General features: G+C 71.5%; 15 protein-coding genes. 6 read left to right on the top strand and 9 right to left on the bottom strand.

The window, feature by feature from the left end:
* Window positions 1-22 precede the first annotated feature (22 nt).
* Entirely contained in the window at window positions 23-514 is a 492-nt protein-coding gene (locus tag AB0K28_RS02305; RefSeq protein ID WP_345387077.1) for a nucleoside deaminase, read from the bottom strand.
* Window positions 515-734: 220 nt separating this feature from the next.
* On the opposite strand from AB0K28_RS02305, the gene AB0K28_RS02300 reads away from it, so the two are divergent.
* Together AB0K28_RS02300 and AB0K28_RS02295 are read left to right on the top strand one after the other, a co-directional pair.
* The gene (locus tag AB0K28_RS02300) at window positions 735-2,459 is read left to right on the top strand and encodes an ABC transporter ATP-binding protein (RefSeq protein WP_345387079.1); all 1,725 of its coding nucleotides are present in this window, start codon (window positions 735-737) and stop codon (window positions 2,457-2,459) included.
* Window positions 2,456-4,333: an ABC transporter ATP-binding protein gene (locus AB0K28_RS02295; RefSeq protein WP_364364060.1), complete on the top strand. Its 1,878-nt coding sequence runs from the start codon at window positions 2,456-2,458 to the stop codon at window positions 4,331-4,333. Before AB0K28_RS02300 ends, AB0K28_RS02295 begins: the two co-directional genes overlap by 4 nt.
* 65 nt (window positions 4,334-4,398) lie before the next feature.
* Here the strand turns inward: AB0K28_RS02295 and AB0K28_RS02290 are convergent, their stop codons facing one another.
* From AB0K28_RS02290 to AB0K28_RS02270, 5 genes are read right to left on the bottom strand one after another with little or no spacing between them, the layout of a single operon-like run.
* Window positions 4,399-4,701: a hypothetical protein gene (locus AB0K28_RS02290; protein WP_364364057.1), complete on the bottom strand. Its 303-nt coding sequence runs from the start codon at window positions 4,699-4,701 to the stop codon at window positions 4,399-4,401.
* Window positions 4,702-4,758: 57 nt separating this feature from the next.
* Complete coding sequence (locus AB0K28_RS02285) at window positions 4,759-5,100, bottom strand: DUF202 domain-containing protein (RefSeq protein ID WP_345387085.1); 342 nt, start codon at window positions 5,098-5,100, stop codon at window positions 4,759-4,761.
* Between the two features lie 13 nt (window positions 5,101-5,113).
* On the bottom strand, window positions 5,114-5,446 hold the full coding sequence (locus AB0K28_RS02280; RefSeq protein ID WP_345387087.1) for a DUF202 domain-containing protein: 333 nt from the start codon (window positions 5,444-5,446) through the stop codon (window positions 5,114-5,116).
* A 56-nt stretch (window positions 5,447-5,502) separates the two neighbouring features.
* Window positions 5,503-5,889 (bottom strand): hypothetical protein, encoded by a 387-nt coding sequence (locus AB0K28_RS02275; protein WP_364364053.1) that lies wholly within the window; start codon window positions 5,887-5,889, stop codon window positions 5,503-5,505.
* A 46-nt stretch (window positions 5,890-5,935) separates the two neighbouring features.
* Window positions 5,936-6,889 (bottom strand): alpha/beta hydrolase, encoded by a 954-nt coding sequence (locus tag AB0K28_RS02270; protein ID WP_345387091.1) that lies wholly within the window; start codon window positions 6,887-6,889, stop codon window positions 5,936-5,938.
* Between the two features lie 202 nt (window positions 6,890-7,091).
* Between AB0K28_RS02270 and bla the strand changes: the two genes are divergently transcribed.
* Window positions 7,092-8,063, top strand: a complete 972-nt coding sequence (bla, locus tag AB0K28_RS02265) for a class A beta-lactamase (RefSeq protein WP_364364049.1) — start codon at window positions 7,092-7,094, stop codon at window positions 8,061-8,063.
* On the top strand, window positions 8,063-10,231 hold the full coding sequence (locus AB0K28_RS02260; protein WP_364364046.1) for a transglycosylase domain-containing protein: 2,169 nt from the start codon (window positions 8,063-8,065) through the stop codon (window positions 10,229-10,231). Before bla ends, AB0K28_RS02260 begins: the two co-directional genes overlap by 1 nt.
* 16 nt (window positions 10,232-10,247) lie before the next feature.
* Here AB0K28_RS02260 and AB0K28_RS02255 read toward each other — a convergent pair whose 3' ends face one another.
* A complete protein-coding gene (locus AB0K28_RS02255; RefSeq protein ID WP_345387099.1) occupies window positions 10,248-10,826 on the bottom strand; it encodes a UTRA domain-containing protein in 579 nt (192 codons plus the stop codon).
* A 92-nt stretch (window positions 10,827-10,918) separates the two neighbouring features.
* On the opposite strand from AB0K28_RS02255, the gene AB0K28_RS02250 reads away from it, so the two are divergent.
* Window positions 10,919-11,176: a UBP-type zinc finger domain-containing protein gene (locus AB0K28_RS02250; protein WP_364364042.1), complete on the top strand. Its 258-nt coding sequence runs from the start codon at window positions 10,919-10,921 to the stop codon at window positions 11,174-11,176.
* Between the two features lie 64 nt (window positions 11,177-11,240).
* Here the strand turns inward: AB0K28_RS02250 and AB0K28_RS02245 are convergent, their stop codons facing one another.
* Both AB0K28_RS02245 and AB0K28_RS02240 read right to left on the bottom strand, forming a co-directional pair.
* Window positions 11,241-12,821, bottom strand: coding sequence for a Na+/H+ antiporter (locus AB0K28_RS02245; RefSeq protein WP_364364039.1), 1,581 nt, complete (start codon window positions 12,819-12,821; stop codon window positions 11,241-11,243).
* A 91-nt stretch (window positions 12,822-12,912) separates the two neighbouring features.
* A complete protein-coding gene (locus tag AB0K28_RS02240) occupies window positions 12,913-13,980 on the bottom strand; it encodes a hypothetical protein (protein ID WP_364364036.1) in 1,068 nt (355 codons plus the stop codon).
* A 374-nt stretch (window positions 13,981-14,354) separates the two neighbouring features.
* On the opposite strand from AB0K28_RS02240, the gene AB0K28_RS02235 reads away from it, so the two are divergent.
* Window positions 14,355-16,349 carry an ATP-dependent DNA helicase gene (locus tag AB0K28_RS02235; protein WP_364364033.1) on the top strand — a complete coding sequence of 665 codons (1,995 nt, stop codon included), beginning with the start codon at window positions 14,355-14,357 and terminating at the stop codon, window positions 16,347-16,349.
* Window positions 16,350-16,370: the final 21 nt, after the last annotated feature.

Here is a 16,370-nt window from a genome sequence, read left to right as displayed (position 1 = left end):
CACGCGGGCTGCAAACCGCAGGTCAAACGGATGTCGGCCGTCCGCTGTGGTAACTCCTGTGCAGCTCGCGCACCTCGTCGGCCAGCTCGGGCGCGGGGCCTTCGACGGTCACGCCCGGCGCGATCTCGTTGATCGGCAGCGGACGCACGGGCGGCGGCGGCACGCCCAGCTCGCCGAGCCAGGTGGTGAGCTGCGCCGAGGACGTGGCGTACACGATGCGGCCGAGCCCGACCCAGGCGTGCGCGGCGGCGCACATCGGGCAGTGCTCGCCCGAGGTGTAGACGGTGGCGGCGGAGCGCTCCTCCGGCGTGAGGTGCTCGGCCGACCAGCGGGCCAGCGCGAACTCAGGATGCCGGGTGCGGTCGCCGGACGCGACGTGGTTGTGGTCCTCGCCGAGCACGGCGCCGTCGCCGGAGACCAGCACGGAGCCGAACGGCTCGTCGCCCGCCTCGAGCGCCCTGCGGGCCAGGTCGACGCAGCGCCGCAGGTGTGCGAGCTCGGATTCGCCGATCATCGGCCGCCCTCCTTCCTGTCGTCAACTACGGCTTACGGACCGCCGAAAGTGCATGACTATTCACGTTTTCCCACGTCATGTACAGAAAACCCACCCTGAGGCCACAGAAAATCGGTTGATCCGACGTATTAGCCTAGGAGGGATGCCTCCCGATACGCACCAACCTCGCCCTGCCCTGCCGTCTTCCAGATCCAGGCTCTCCGCCAACTCCCTGTGGCGGATGCGGTCCTACCTCCGCCCCTACGTCTTACGGCTGGTCGTCATCTGGCTGACCGCACTCGTCGGCGTCGGCCTGGTGATCGTCTTCCCCCTCATCATCGAGCAAGTCATCGACGGGCCCGTGGCCGACAAGGACCCCGGTGCTCTGCTGCCACTCGGCCTGCTGGCGGTCGGCGTGGGCGCGCTCGAAGCGCTACTGATCTTCTTCCGGCGCTTCATCCAGGTCAAGCCGGTGCTCGGCCTGGAGACCGCCATCCGCGACGACCTCTACGCCCACCTGCAGCGGCTGCCCATGGCCTTCCACGGCGACTGGCAGTCGGGCCAGCTGCTGTCACGGGCGACGACGGACCTGTCGACCCTGCGGCGCTTCCTCGGCTTCGGCGCGCTGTTCCTGGTCATGAACGTGCTCCAGGTCGTCACCGTCACCGTGCTGCTGCTCAACAAGTACTGGCCGCTCGGCCTGCTGGTGCTGGCCTCGGTCGTGCCGATCGTGATGACCTCCCAGCGCTTCGAGCGGCGCTACATCAAGATCTCCCGCCAGGTCCAGGACGAGCAGGGCGACCTCGCCACGTTCGTCGAGGAGTCGGCGATCGGCATCCGCACGATCAAGGCGTTCGGCCGCCGCCACCACGTCTTCGACCGCTACGACGAGGCCGCGCTCAAGGTCTACGGCTCCTCGATGAGCAAGGTGCGGCTGTCGGCGAAGTTCTTCTCCTTCCTGGAGATCGTGCCCAACATCACGCTGGCGCTGGTGCTGCTGCTCGGCGCGCTGGCGGTCGGCTCCGGCGCGCTGACGCTGGGCGCGCTGGTCGCCTTCACCACGCTGATGCTGCAGCTCGTCTGGCCGGTGGCGAGCCTCGGCTACCTGCTGGTCATGGCGCAGGAGGCGATGACCTCCGCCGACCGGCTGATGGAGGTCATGGACACCGTTCCCGCCATCGAGAGCGGCTCGGACGTCATCGAGGAGCCGCACGGCCACCTGCGCTTCGAGGGCGTCGGCTTCCGCTTCGCCGACTCCGAGCAGCCCGTGCTCCAGGACGTCTGGCTGGACGTGCGGCCGGGCGAGACGGTCGCCATCGTCGGGGCCACCGGGTCGGGCAAGACCACCCTGACCGCGCTGGTGCCCCGCCTGCTCGACCCCACCTCGGGCCGGGTCACGATCGACGGTCACGACGTCCGCGACCTCGATCTCAAGCAGCTGCGCCAGGTGGTCGCCACCGCGTTCGAGGAGCCCACGCTGTTCTCGATGAGCGTGCGCGAGAACCTCATGCTGGGCCGGCTCGACGCCACCGAGGAGGAGCTGGAGCAGGCCATCCAGACCGCGCAGGCGATGTTCGTCCACGACCTGCCGTGGGGTCTCGACACCCGCATCGGCGAGCAGGGCCTGTCGCTGTCCGGCGGGCAGCGGCAGCGGCTCGCCCTGGCCAGGGCGGTGCTCAGCAAGCCGCGCATCCTCGTGCTCGACGACACGCTGTCCGCGCTCGACGCCGAGACCGAGGCCCTGGTCGAGGAGGCGCTGCGGCACGTGCTGCGCGACGCGACCGGCATCGTGGTCGCCCACCGCGCCTCCACGGTGCTGCTGGCCGACAAGGTCGCGCTGCTGCGCGACGGCACGATCACGCACGTCGGCCAGCACCGCGAGCTGCTGGCACAGGTGCCGGAGTACCGCGAGCTCCTGGCGCAGGACGCCGACTTCGACGACGCGGCGGAAGGAGCGCTGCGATGACCACGACGGCGACCACGACGGCGACCACGACGGCGACCACGACGGCTCCTGAGAAGAACGCCGCCTGGCGCGGCGTCGGCTCCGAGGACCAGGACGAGCTGTCGGAGAAGGTGTCGGTGCTGCTGCGGGCCCGCTCGCGGCGGCTGCTCGGCGATCTCCTGCGGCCGTACCGGAAGAAGATCGCGCTGCTCGTCCTGATCATCGTGGTCTCCAACGCGGCCGGGCTGTCGATCCCGTTCCTGGTCTCGGTCGGCATCGACCAGGGCATCCCGCCGATCACCGGCGGCCAGGCCCCGACGGTGCTGCTGACCGTGGTCGGGGTGATCCTGGCCGCCGCGGTCACCCAGGCGCTGGCCCGCCAGGCGTTCCTGCGGCTGATGGGGACGGTCGGCCAGAGCATCCTGCTGACGCTGCGCAGGAGGGTTTTCGACCACTTCCAGCGGCTGTCGCTGAGCTTCCACGAGAAGTACACCTCGGGCCGGGTGATCTCCCGGCTGACCTCCGACATCGAGGCCATCGCCGAGCTGGTGCAGTCGGGCTTCGACGCGCTGGTCAAGGCGGTGCTGACGCTGGTCGGCACGGCGGTGCTGCTGCTGGTGCTGGACGTGCACCTCGGCCTCGTGGCGCTGGTCCCGCTGCCGCTGCTGCTGCTGTTCACCAAGTGGTTCCAGCGGCAGTCGGCGGTCGTCTACCGGCGGACGAGGGAGACGGTCGCCCTGGTGATCGTGCACTTCGTGGAGTCGATGATCGGCATCCGCGCGGTGCAGGCGTTCCGCAGGGAGCCGCGTAACCAGGAGATCTTCGAGCAGCTCAACGACGACTACCGCGACGCGAACGCGCGCAGCATGATCCTCGGCGCGACGTTCATGACCGGCATCAAGCTGATCGGCAACATGACGATCGGCGCGGTGCTGCTCTACGGCGGCTACCTCGCCCTGCACGGCGAGGTGGAGGTCGGCGTGCTGGCCGGGTTCATGCTCTACCTGCGCCAGTTCTACGAGCCGATGCAGGAGATCAGCCAGTTCTACAACACGCTGCAGTCGGCCGGCGCGGCGCTGGAGAAGCTGTCCGGCGTGCTGGAGGAGGAGCCCGGCGTGCCGGAGCCGCGCGAGCCCGCGGCGCTGCCGGGCGGCCGGGCGCAGGGCAAGGTGCGCTTCGACGGCGTCGAGTTCTCCTATGTCAAGGAGATGCCGATCCTGCCGCGCCTCGATCTGACCATCCCGGCCGGGCAGAGCGTGGCGCTGGTCGGCGCGACCGGCGCGGGCAAGACCACGCTGGCCAAGCTGATCTCCCGCTTCTACGACCCGACCGAGGGCCGCGTGCTGCTCGACGGCGTGGACCTGCGCACGCTCGACGAACCGGCGCTGCGCCAGGCGGTGGTCATGGTGACGCAGGAGAACTTCCTGTTCGACGGCACAGTGGCCGACAACATCAGGTTCGGCCGCCCCGACGCCACCGACCACCAGGTACGCGAGGCGGCCAAGGCCATCGGCGCCCACGAGTTCATCTCGTCGCTGCCCGACGGCTACGACACCGAGGTGGGCAAGCGCGGCGGGCGCATGTCGGCCGGTCAGCGCCAGCTCGTCGCGTTCGCGCGGGCATTCCTCGCCGACCCTGCCGTGCTCATCCTCGACGAGGCCACCTCCAGCCTCGACGTGCCGAGCGAGCGGCTGGTGCAGCGGGCGCTGCGGACGATCCTGGCCGAGCGCACCGCGCTGATCATCGCGCACCGGCTGTCCACGGTGGAGATCGCGGACCGGGTGCTGGTGATGGAGCACGGCCGCATCGTGGAGGACGGGCCGCCGGCCCAGCTCATCGCCGCGTCCGGCCGCTTCGCCGGGCTGCACCAGGCGTGGCTGGAGAGCCTCAGCTAGAGGGTTCCGGCTCCGGCGCTCCCCCAGGGGTGCCGGAGCCGGCTCTGCAGTGAGGGTCGGGGAGTTCAGTACAGCGGCGGGCGTACCGGGCTGATCAGCGGCGTCTCGTCGGGGACGGCGGGCTCCGCCGCTCTCCTCAGCTCCGGATGGCGGGACAGGTAGCCGTCCGGGAAGGTCGTGGCCCGCTGGCAGCCGCATCGCGGGCAGATGGCGCCCGACGAGGGCGGCGAGACGGGCAGCCCGGCGCGCAGCCAGATCTCACCCCCGTTGCCGTGACGGTCCTCCTGGTGCCTGACGACGTATTCCTCCTCCCACACGTGCCAGCAGCGCTGACACTCGAAAGGCACGATCCGCAGTTCTTCTTCCATGAGGTCACCCCCTGCTTCCGAGTGTCCGCCTCCCTCCCGGCGTGCCGCAACCCGGCCCTACCGAACGGTGAGCACAAAGGTCACGGCGCCCGCGACCACGCTCAGCGTGCCGAGCCAGGCGACGATCGCGTCGAGCCCGGCGTCGAGGGGGCGGCCGCCGTGCAGGGCGGCCTGCACGCGGCGGAAGCGCTGCCTGGTCCTGATCAGCAGCACGGCGCCGCAGAGCGCGGCCAGCGCGAACGCGGCGATGGCGGGCGCCGGCAGGCCGCTGCGCAGCGCGATGCCGGCGGCGCCGAGCCCGCCGGTGGACAGCGCCACGGCGGTGCGCACCCAGGCGAGCCGGGTGCGCTCGCTCTGCAGGCCCTCGTCCCAAATCTCCTCTTCCGGAGTGATGCCCACGGCGTCCTCGCCGTCAGCCCCGCGCCGACAGGATGATCAGGACGAGGGCGGCCACGGCGACGGCGGCGACGCCGTAACCGAAGACGGCCGCGAGCGCGGGCGGCGGGAGCGGCGCCTGCTTGCGCAGCGCGCGCTGGATGTTGCGCCAGCGGGGGTAGGCCATGCCGGCCGCCAGCGCGGACAGGGTGACGAGCGCGATGGCCAGGCACGTACGCAGCCACGGCACGAACACGTCGGACGGCACCGCCGCGATGGCCACCCCACCCGCGCTGAGCGCCAGCGCCGTGCTCAGCCAGGTGAGGAAGGTGCGTTCGTTGGCCAAGGTGAAACGCGGGTCGGGTTCCATGGAAAAACGGTAATTCGTCCCCATTTCCCCTAGAGATGCCGGGATTGTCCCTGGGGTCAGCTGCAGGCCTGCGCGACCTGGTTGACGTAGTCGGCGCTCTCGGTGGCGACCTTCTGGGCGGCGTCGACCGCGTCGTTGACGTCGTTGACCGTGATGCCGGTCAGCGTGGCGGCCAGGCTGTCGCTGGCCTCCTTGAGCGTGGTGTTGGCCGCCGAGTCGGCCACGTCGTTGAGCTTGGCCGCGGCGTCGTCGATCGCCTTGTCCATGGCCTGGGGGTCGTCGGTCAGCTTGGTGACCTGGGCGCCCAGCTCGGTGATGATCTTGGGTGCCTCGATGCAGGCCTGGGCCTTGTCGATGGTGTTGTTGACCTCACTGCAACCGGCCGCGAGCACGCACGAGGCGAAGAGGGCCAGGGGCACGAACCGGCTTTTGAGTGAACGCATACCTTGACCCTACCCAAGCAGTCGGCCACGTGGCGTGACCGAACGCTCAGGGCAGCGTGGCCAGCCAATCGGTCAGCAGCCGGTTGACCTCCTGCGGGCGCTCCTGCTGCACCCAGTGGCCGCAGCCGTCGATCAGGTGACTGCCCGACAGGCCGGGCATGGTCTGCGGGAACGCCTCGATGGCGCCCGCCAGCCACCGTACGCCGGCGTCCTGCGCGCCCGCGACGAACAGCGACGGCTGCAGGATGGGGGCGCCGTCCCAGGCCGCGAGGTCCTCCCAGTCGCGGTCCACGTTGCGGTAGCGGTTGAGCCCGCCGGTCAGGCCGGTGCGCTCGAACTCGTCCGCGTAGACCTCGAAGTCCTCCTCGCCGAGCCAGGACGGCAGCGCGTCCTTCGGCCAGCGGTCGCGCAACCGGCCGCCGGCGGGCAGGAAGAAGGCGCTCTCGCCCGGCCCGTCCGCCGACAGCGCGGCGTAGCAGCCCGCGAGCCAGCCCCGCACGTCGGACTCGATCTCCGCCTCGGCCCGCCCTGGCTCCTGGAAGTAGCTGACGTAGAACTCCTCCTCGCCGCCCATCGCGGCGAACGCGTCGGCGGGCCGGTGCGGGCCGCGCGGCGCGTACGGGACGCTGAACAGCGCGACCGCGCGGAACAGGTCGGGCCGCAGCAGCGCGCTGTGCGCGGCGACGCCCGACCCCCAGTCGTGCCCGGCGATCACCGCCGGCCCTCCGCCCAGCTCCCGCACCACGGCCACGCAGTCGGCGACGAGCTCCAGCATCCGGTACGCCGCCACCCTGGCCGGCTTGACCGAGCGCCCGTAGCCGCGCACGTCCATCGCCACCGCCCGGTATCCGGCGGCGGCCAGCGCGGGCAGCTGGTGGCGCCACGAGTACCACGACTCGGGGAAGCCGTGCACCAGCAACACCAGGGGCCCGTCGCCCTGCTCCGCCACGTGGATGCGCCCCGCGGGCCCCTCGATCAGCCGATGCGTGATGTCCTTCATGTCATTCCTCCTTTTCCCAGCACTATGGGCCGCTCGCGAGGGCGGCGGGTAACCACGTTGCCGTTCCGGCAAAACGGGCACTGAACTGCAAGGATATGGAAAGCGATATGAATGCTTTCGCGATATCGCTATTAGACATCGCGCTTTCGCATCTGCTTTGCTCCTGCCCTCTGATCTGATCGAACGACGGCAAGGACTTGGCATGCGACACCTTCGTGCCCGGCGGCTCTCGGCCGCGGTGCGGGCGACTACGTTGACCCTCACGCTGCTGGCCGGCGGGGCCGCGACCGCGAGCCCCGCCACCGCCTCGGCGGCCACCGCCTCGGCGGCCACCGCCTCGGTGATCACCGCCGAGCTCTCCGGCCAGGCGCTGGTCAGCAAGGAGCTGCGGGCGCTTGAGTCGTCCTTCAAGGGGCGCATCGGGGCGTACGCGATCGACACGGCGACGGGGAGGACGGTGGCCTACCGATCGGCTGAGCGGTTCCCGCTGCTGTCCACGTTCAAGGCGGTGGCGTGCGGGGCGGCGCTGCACAAGGCGCGCACGTCCGAGCCCGGCCTGATGAACAAGCGGGTGAAGTGGACGGAGGCCGAGGTGAAGCCGAACTCGCCCGCCACGGAGAAGCACGTCAAGGACGGGCTGACGGTCGCGCAGCTCTGCAAGGCCGCCATCACGCTGAGCGACAACACCGCGGCCAACATGGTGCTCAAGCAGCTCGGCGGGCCCGCCGGGCTGACCAGGTACTTCCGCAGCCTCAAGGACCCGGTCTCGCGGCTGGACCGCTGGGAGACCGAGCTGAACGACTGGACGCCCAAGGAAAAGCGCGACACCACCACCCCCTCGGCACTCGCCCGCGACCTGCGCCTGCTCACCACGGGCAAGGCGCTGCACCCCAAGGACCGCGCGCAGCTCAACCGCTGGCTCATCGCGAACGAGACCGGTGACGCCCGCATCCGCGCCGGTCTGCCGAAGAAGTGGACCATCGGCGACAAGACCGGCACCAACCAGGAGATCGGCGCGGGCAACGACGTCGCGATCGCCTGGCCGTCCGGCCGCTCGGGCGCGCCGATCATCCTGGCCGTCTACACCAACCGCACGGCCGTAGGACAGCCCGCCGACGACAAGGTGATCGCTCAGACCGCCACCGTCCTGGCCCGCGGACTCGGCAGGCTCTGATGCGACGTCGGGGGACGAAGCTCCTGCGCCTCGCCGCGGCCGCCGCCGGGTCGGGCGTGCTCGTGGCCGCGATCGCGATCCCGGCCGTCGGGGGCATGGGGGCCGGGTTCGTGGCGGCGGCGGACGAGGTGAACCTCAAGCCGGTCGATCTCGCCGAGCCGCCGCCCGCCGAGGTGACGATCGTGCGGGACGCCAAGGGCGGCGAGATCGCCCGCTTCTACGAGGAGTACCGCGAGATCGTCGGCCTCGACGAGATCGCCGAGCAGATGCGGACCGCGATCGTGGCGATCGAGGACTTCCGCTTCTACGAGCACGGGGCGATCGACGTCGAGGGCACGCTGCGCGCCCTCGCCACGAACCTGCAGACGGGCCGCACCAGCCAGGGCGGCTCCTCCATCACGCAGCAGTACGTCAAGCAGGTGCTGCTCAACTCGGCAGGCACCGAGGCGGAGCGGAACGCGGCCATCGAGGCCAGCTACGCGCGCAAGCTCAACGAGCTGCGGTACGCGATGGGGATCGAGCAGAAGTACACCAAGGACCAGATCCTCGAGAAATATCTGAACATCGCGTACTTCGGGGCGAGCGCGTACGGCGTCGAGGCCGCCGCCAAGCGGTTCTTCGGCGTGCACGCGGCCGACCTGACACTGGCGCAGGCCGCCACGCTGGCCGGCGCCGTGCAGGACCCGAACGCCACCGACCCCAACCTCGGCCCTGAGCACCGGGAGCGGCTGCTGCACCGCCGCAACGTGGTGCTGAACCGGATGGCGGAGCTGGGCAAGATCACCGCTGCGGAGGCGGCCGCGGCCAAGGCCACGAAGCTGGGCTACAAGGGCACGCGCCTGCCCGGCGGCTGCGAGGCCAGCAAATATCCGTACTTCTGCCTTTATGTCCGGCACGAGATTCTGAGCAACCCCGACTTCGGCCGTACCGCCAAGGCCCGGCTGGCCATGCTCAACCGGGGCGGGCTCACCATCAGGACCACGCTCGACCCGGTCGCGCAGGCCGCCGCCGAACGCGCCATCAAGCGGTACGTGCACGCCTCCGACCGGCCCGTGGCCGCCGAGGCGCTGGTCCAGCCGGGCAGCGGGGCCATCAGGGCGATGGCGGCCAGCCGGCGGTACGGGCCCGACGCCCGCAAGAACGAGATCTCGTACAACGTGGTCGCCGACACCGCGCACGGGGGCGGTGTCGGATTGCAGCCGGGCTCGACGATGAAGACGTTCACGCTGATCACGGCGCTCAAGGAGGGCATGAAGCTGGACGACGGGCTGACCGCGGGGGCGGGCTATCGGGCGCCGGCGTACTCGACGTTCAAGAACTGCGCAGGTCAGAACATCGGCGACCCCACCCACACCGTCACCAACGACGAGGGCTCGCCCGGCTGGAAGACGCTGCGCACCGGCACGTGGAACTCCGTCAACACCTACTTCATGGAACTGGAGCAGCGGGTCGGGCTCTGCGACACCGTCAAGACCGCGAAGTCGCTCGGCATCCGGCGTGCGGACGGCAAGAAGCTGCGCGAGTTCGAGACGTTCACCCTCGGCATCAACGAGACCGACCCGGTGACGGTGGCCGCCGCCTACGCGGCGATCGCCGCCCGGGGCACCTACTGCGCGCCGATGGCCATCACCCACATCACCGACAGGGACGGCTCGACCACCCGCTACCGCCCCAAGTGCCGCGAGGCGCTCGAACCCGCCATCGCCGACGCCACCGCCGAGGTGCTGTCGGGCGTGTTCACCGAGGGGACCATGCGGGGCTCGGGCGGCATCGGCCGGCCCGCCGCCGGGAAGACCGGCACCACCGACGGGTACGCCTCGGCCTGGTTCGCCGGCTTCACCCCCGACCTGGCCGGAGCCGTCAGCCTGGGCGATCCGCGGGGGTCGCAGCAGTACAAGCTGACCGGGGTGACGATCGGCGGGCGCTATTACGGGTCGGTGCAGGGGGCGAGCGTCCCCGGGCCGATCTGGCGGGAGACCATGATCCAGGCGCTGCGCAAGGTCCGTCCCACGCCGTTCACCCCGATCCTCACCAGCCGCTTCGAGGGCTGCACGACGGGCTGCCCGCCGAAGAAGCCGGAGAAGGACGAGGACGAGGAAGCGACGGGCGCCACCCCCACGCCCACGACCTCGCTCTCCCCCACCCCCGTCCCCACCACCGAACCGTGAGGACGGGGAGGCGGGGTCAGAACTCGTCGTGCCCGGTGACCTGGGTGACGGTGAAGACGTGGCGGGTGGCGGCGCAGATCGTCTCCAGGGCGTGGACGGGCACGTCGTCCGTGGAGTAGCCGGTGCGCAGCACCTGGACGACCCACTCCCCCTCCGCCAGCTCCAGCGTCTCGCGCTCGAACGCGGTCGGCGGGCGGGCGACCAGCGTCTCCTCGGCGCGCCCGAACTCGTGGCCCAGCGCCACCAGCGCCGACTGCAGCGACGGCCGGACGAACCCCGGCTCGGCGATGCGGGTGCCGGCGAAGAGGTCGGCGCGGAAGAAGCTGGTGGCGACGCGTACGGGGACGCCGGAGGCGGTCAGCAGCTTGCGCCGCGCGATGACGCCGGTGCCCGGTGGCACGCGCAGGCAGGCGGCGACGTGGTCGGGGGCGGGCTCCTCGCCGACGTACAGCATGCGGCGGCCCGCCTCCAGCCCCTGGCGCTCGGCCTCGGCCAGGAACAGGGACTTCGACGCGCGTACGGCGGGCTCGGTCGGCAGCGCCCGGCGGACCAGCACCCGCCGCGCCCCGGCGTTCGTGCCCTCTGTGACTTCCATGTCAGCCTCCTCGACGTGCGCAGGCATCCTACGCGCCCCGCCACCGGCCCCGGTCCGGGGGAGACCGCCGGGCGGAGCATAGGATCGCGTACATGGCAACGTGCGAACATCTGTCACAAACGGGCGACCCCGCCGCGAAGACGCCGGAGGGCTGCGAGGAGTGCCTGGCCCACGGGGGGCGGTGGGTGCACCTGCGGCGCTGCCTGGAGTGCGGCCACATCGGGTGCTGCGACTCGTCGCCGGCCAAGCACGCCACCGCGCACTTCCAGGAGACCGGCCACGCCGTCATGCAGTCGTACGAGCGGGGCGAGAACTGGCGCTGGTGCTTCGTCGACAGTCAGATGGGCTGACCCACCCCGGCACCGGACCCGAGCCCCGGGCGCGCGGCCCTGACGACCGGGCGCTCGGCCTCGGTCAGCGGTCGAGGATGGCCTCTTCGAAGTCGAGCTGCGCCATCACCTCGCGCAGCACCTCGTCGTCGAGCCGCCGCTCGTCGCGCATGCGGACGAAGACCTCCCGCTCGGCCTGCAACATCCGCCGCCGCAACCGCCGGTAGAGCGTGCTCGGCGTCTCGGCGCCGCCGGGCCCCGTGCCGCCGCCGAGGCGTTCCCAGGCGGTCAGCGAGCGCCGCCACGACTTCTCCCTGAGCTGGTCGATGACCTGTTTCTGGATCTCGTCCGGCTCGTGGCCCTGCTCGGCGATGAGCCGGTCGAGCTCGGCCAGGCCCGCCTCCAGCGCCGCCTGCTGGGCGGCCGCCTCGGCCAGCCGGTCCTCGTAGCGCTCCTGCTCGCTCGACACCCGCAGCCTCCTGATCAGCGCGGGGAACGTGGTGCCCTGGATGAGCAGCGTGCCGATCACGGTGGTGAACGTCAGGAACAGCAGCATCGCCCGATCGCGCTCGGGCACGGTCTCGGGGATGGCGAACGCCGCCGCCAGCGAGACGACGCCGCGCATGCCCGCCCAGCTGAGGATCGCCGTCTGCTGCCCGGTCGGCCGCGCCTCTCCCCCGCGGATCATTTTGATCAGGTACGAGTACGCGAACATCCAGACGAACCGGACGGCGATCGTCACCCCCAGCACCGCCGCCGCGTACCCCGCGACCTGCCACGGCCGATAGCCGGCGATGCCCTCGATCACGGGCACGAGCTGCAGCCCGATCAGCGCGAACACCACCGTCTCGAGGAAGAAGACGGTGACCCGCCACACGGCGTCGGACACCAGCCGGGTGCCGAACCCGCGCAGGTGCATGCGGTTGCCGAGATAGAGGCCCACGATCACCACGGAGATCACGCCGGAGGCGTGCACCGACTCGGCCCCGAGGTAGGCCGCGAACGGGACGAGCAGCATGACCGTGTTGTCGACGAGCGAGTCGCGGGTGCGTTCGAGCACCCACGCGCATCCGAACGCCAGCGCCAGCCCGATCGCCGCCCCGCCCACGGCGGCGAGCAGGAACTCGCCCAGCCCGTGCCAGAGGCTGATGGCGCCGCCGGTGGCCGCGCCGATGGCGACGCGGTAGAGCGTGAGCGCGGTGGCGTCGTTGAACAGGCTCTCGCCGACGAGGATGGTCAGCGGCCGGCGCGGCAGCCCGAGACGGCGGCCGACCGCGACGGCCGCCACCGCGTCGGGCGGCGCGACGATCGCGCCGAGCGCGAACGCCAGCGCGAGCGGCAGGGTGGGCAGCAGGAGGTGGACGAGCAGCCCGACCACGACCGTGGTGAACAGCACCAGCCCCACCGACAGCAGCCCGACCGACTTCCTGACGTCACGCAGGCGCAGGTAGGAGCTGTCGAGGGCGGCGGAGTAGAGCAGTGGCGGCAGGAAGACGTAGAGCACGAGCTCGGGGTCGAGCGGCACCGCGGGCACCATCGGCGAGACCAGCAGGCCGGCCGCCACCAGCAGCAGCGGGGCCGGCCAGCCCTTGCGCCGCGCGAACGCCGCCACGGCGACCGCGCCACCGGCCAGCAACAGCAGTTGCGGGCCCATGCCGAACCCCACCAGCGCCCCCTCCACCAGGTCACGGCCGTGTCAGCCGATCGTCTCGCGGTGAAGAGTACCCGGCGGCGCGAGGGCGGCGGTCACCAGGCGGTCACCACTCCCTGCGGTCGCTTCTCTCGTGGTAATCGGGCTGGTCAGGGCGCAGGCGCTCGCCCGTGGAGAACATGGGGTCCCCGACGTAAGGGCGGGTCAGCTCGGCCTCGGACTGCGGGTACTGCTGCTGCTCCTGGCGGCCGAGCGCGAGCAGCGGATCGACCGGGTTGGCCTGACCGGCCGGCGGGTTCTGGTAGGGGCCGTAGTCGTCGGGGGTGGGCTGCGGCGGCTGCCTGCGGCGGCCCGCTCCCGGGATGCCGTGCATGGGCGTGCCCAGGCCCGCGGTGCTGGGCTGCGGCTCGGACCGCGGCCGCTGCTGAGGCTGAGGCTGCTGGGGCTGGGGCTGGGGCTGGGGCTGCTGCTGGTAGCCGTCGGCGCGCCGGCCCGCGTAGGGGTCGGAGGGGTAGGCGTCGGCGGCGTACTGGTCGTGGCGGGGCTGCGCCTGCTGGTACGGGTCGGCGGCCTGCGAGGGGAAGCCCAGCGGGTCGGTGCTCAGCGGCGACGGGCGGCGCTGCTCGCCGGGGAGCTGGTAGACGGGGTCCTGGTCGACGTACTGCGGGCCGGTGAAGGGCTCGGGCTGCCTGCCCTGCTGCTGGGCGTAGTGCGGGTCGCTGAGCGGGTCGCCGGTGTACTGCGGGCCGCTGTAGGGGTCGCCGGTGTACTTCGGCTGAGGGCCCGTCGACTCGACGTACTGCGGGCCCGTGAAGGGGTTGCGCTGGTCGCCGTACTGCTCGCGGGGCGCGGTGGTCTCGCCGTACGCCTCGCGCTGGGCGCCCGCGTCACCGTACGAGGCGACGAGCTTGTCCTGGTGGGGCGGGTTGCCCCGGGCCACGAGCACGTCGTTGGGCGACAGCGCCGCCGTGGGACGGTCGTCCAGGGGCGACGGCTGGCCCTGAGGCTGCTGCGCTTGGGGCTGCTGAGGCTGGGGCGGCCGGTGGTACTGGCCGGTGCCGGGGATGACCTCGGTGCCCGGCTCGTGCGCCGGCACGGCGGGCTGCTCGCCGGTCGCCTCTGCGAATCCCTCATCGAGGGTGTCGAGCAGCCGGCCGACATCCTCCATCGGCATGCGGAAGCTCGCTGTGCACATCTCCCCGCGCCACAGACTGAGGACGAGCGTGCCCTCATGCCACGTGACACGCAGGCACCGCTCCTGACCTCGCGCATCGAAGAAGACTTCGCCGAACGACGGCAACGGGACAACTTCCGACATGGCAGACATACTGCTTTAACCAGCCTTTATTCGTCCACTCAACCCCGGAAAACCCTACTGAACCGGCCTTCCCATCTACTCCCGGAACCCCTCTGGTCACATCCGGTGAACTCCCCCACCTGCCAGTCGGCGTTCCGATCGCCCAGTGTGCCACGCAACCCGCCGGGAGTTTCCTGGAACGCCGGGATGCGTCTGGCCGATCACACCGCGTTCGGCGCGGCGGCCCCGGAATGCGGGTAGCGTTTACTGCCGTGCCCGACTCCCATCTCCCGCCAGTGGACGAACTGCTCAGCATCGCGGTCAACGCTCTCGGAGGGAGCGAACGCCAGGGCCAGATCACCATGGTGCGGGCCGTGCAGAACGCCATCGACGCGGAAGAGCACCTGGCCGTCCAGGCGGGCACGGGCACGGGGAAGTCGCTGGCCTATCTCGTGCCGTCGATCCGCCACGCGATGGACAGCGACGCGCCCGTCGTGATCTCCACGGCCACCATCGCGCTGCAGCGCCAGCTCGTCGACCGTGACCTGCCCCGCCTGTCCGAGGCGCTGGGCAAGGAGCTGCCCCACGAGCCCACGTACGCGATCCTCAAAGGCCGCCGCAACTACCTGTGCCGCTACAAGGCGAGCGCGGGCTGGCCCGAGGACGACGAGCAGGACCAGCTGTTCGACCCGCGCGAGGTGAGCGCGACGGGGCGCATGGTGCAGCGCATCCAGGAGTGGGCCGAGGAGACCGAGACCGGCGACCGCGACGAGCTGGTGCCGGGCGTCAGCGAGCAGGCGTGGCGGCAGTTCTCGGTCAGCGCGCAGGAATGCCTGGGCGCGAGCCGCTGCCCGAGCGGCGCCGAGTGCTTCGCCGAGCTGGCCAGGGCCCGCGCCGGCGAGGTCGACGTCGTGGTGACCAACCACGCGCTGCTCGCCATCGACGCCATGGGCGAGCTGCCGGTGCTGCCCGAGCACCAGGTCGTCGTGGTCGACGAGGCGCACGAGCTGGTCGACAGGGTGACGTCCGTGGTGACGTCCGAGCTGTCGGAGGCGGCCGTCATGCTCGCCGTACGCCGGGTCGGCCGCCTCATCGACCAGCCCATCGCCGACCAGCTCATGGAGGCGGGCGAAGACCTCAAGGCGCTGCTGGCCGCCGCCCCGCCCGGCCGCATCGACGAGCTGCCCCAGGTGCTCGGGCTGACCCTGCAGCTCATCCGCGACTCCGCCTGGCGCTGCGTCACCGCCCTGGGGCCGCGCAACGCCGACAAGGACGACCCCGACAAGGCGGGCCAGCGCAAGGCCGCGTTCACGGCGCTCGACGAGGTGCACGACACCGCCGTGCGCATGCTCGACGCCTACGGCCACGCCTCCGAGACCGACAGGGCCGAGGTCGTCTGGCTCGACGGCGGCACCGACCGCCGCCCGCCCGCGCTGCGGGTGGCGCCGCTCAACGTCAGCGGCATGCTGCGCGACAAGCTGTTCGGCGAGCGCACGGTCGTGCTCACCTCGGCCACGCTCGCGCTCGGCGGCACGTTCGACGCGCTGGCCGCGCAGTGGGGGCTCGGCGAGGCGGGCAAAGACTGGCAGGGCATCGACGTCGGCTCCCCCTTCGACCACCCCCGCTCCGGCATCCTCTACGTCGCCAAGCACCTCCCCCAGCCCGGCCGCGACGGGCTGCCGCAGCAATACCTCGACGAGATCGCCGAGCTGATCGAGGCGGCCGGTGGGCGCACGCTGGGGTTGTTCTCCTCGATGCGGGCGGCCAAGGCGGCGACCGAGGCGCTGCGCGACCGGCTCGACGTGCCGCTGCTGTGCCAGGGCGACGACTCGACGATGCTGCTGGTCAAGCAGTTCGCCGAGGACGAGCCGACCTGCCTGTTCGGCACCCTGTCGCTGTGGCAGGGGGTCGACGTGCCGGGGCCGTCGCTGCGGCTGGTCATCATCGACCGCGTCCCGTTCCCCCGGCCCGACGACCCGCTGACCTCCGCCCGCCAGCGCCACGTGGCGGCCAAGGGCGGCAACGGCTTCATGGCCGTCGCCGCCAACCACGCCGCCCTGCTGCTGGCCCAGGGCGTCGGCCGGCTGCTGCGCTCGCAGGACGACAAGGGCGTCATCGCGGTCCTCGACCCCCGCCTGGTGACGGCCCGCTACAGCGGCTTCCTGCTGGGCTCACTGCCGCCGTTCTGGCGCACCACCGACCCGGCCGTCCCCCGCGCCGCCCTGAAGCGCCTCACCACCACCTGACCGGGGTCAGGCCCAGGAAGC

The organism is Nonomuraea sp. NPDC049504, from assembly GCF_040676845.1.
Taxonomy (GTDB): domain Bacteria; phylum Actinomycetota; class Actinomycetes; order Streptosporangiales; family Streptosporangiaceae; genus Nonomuraea; species Nonomuraea salmonea.
Note: the sequence above shows the minus strand (reverse complement) of the source record. Positions and strands in the feature narration are given on the sequence as shown.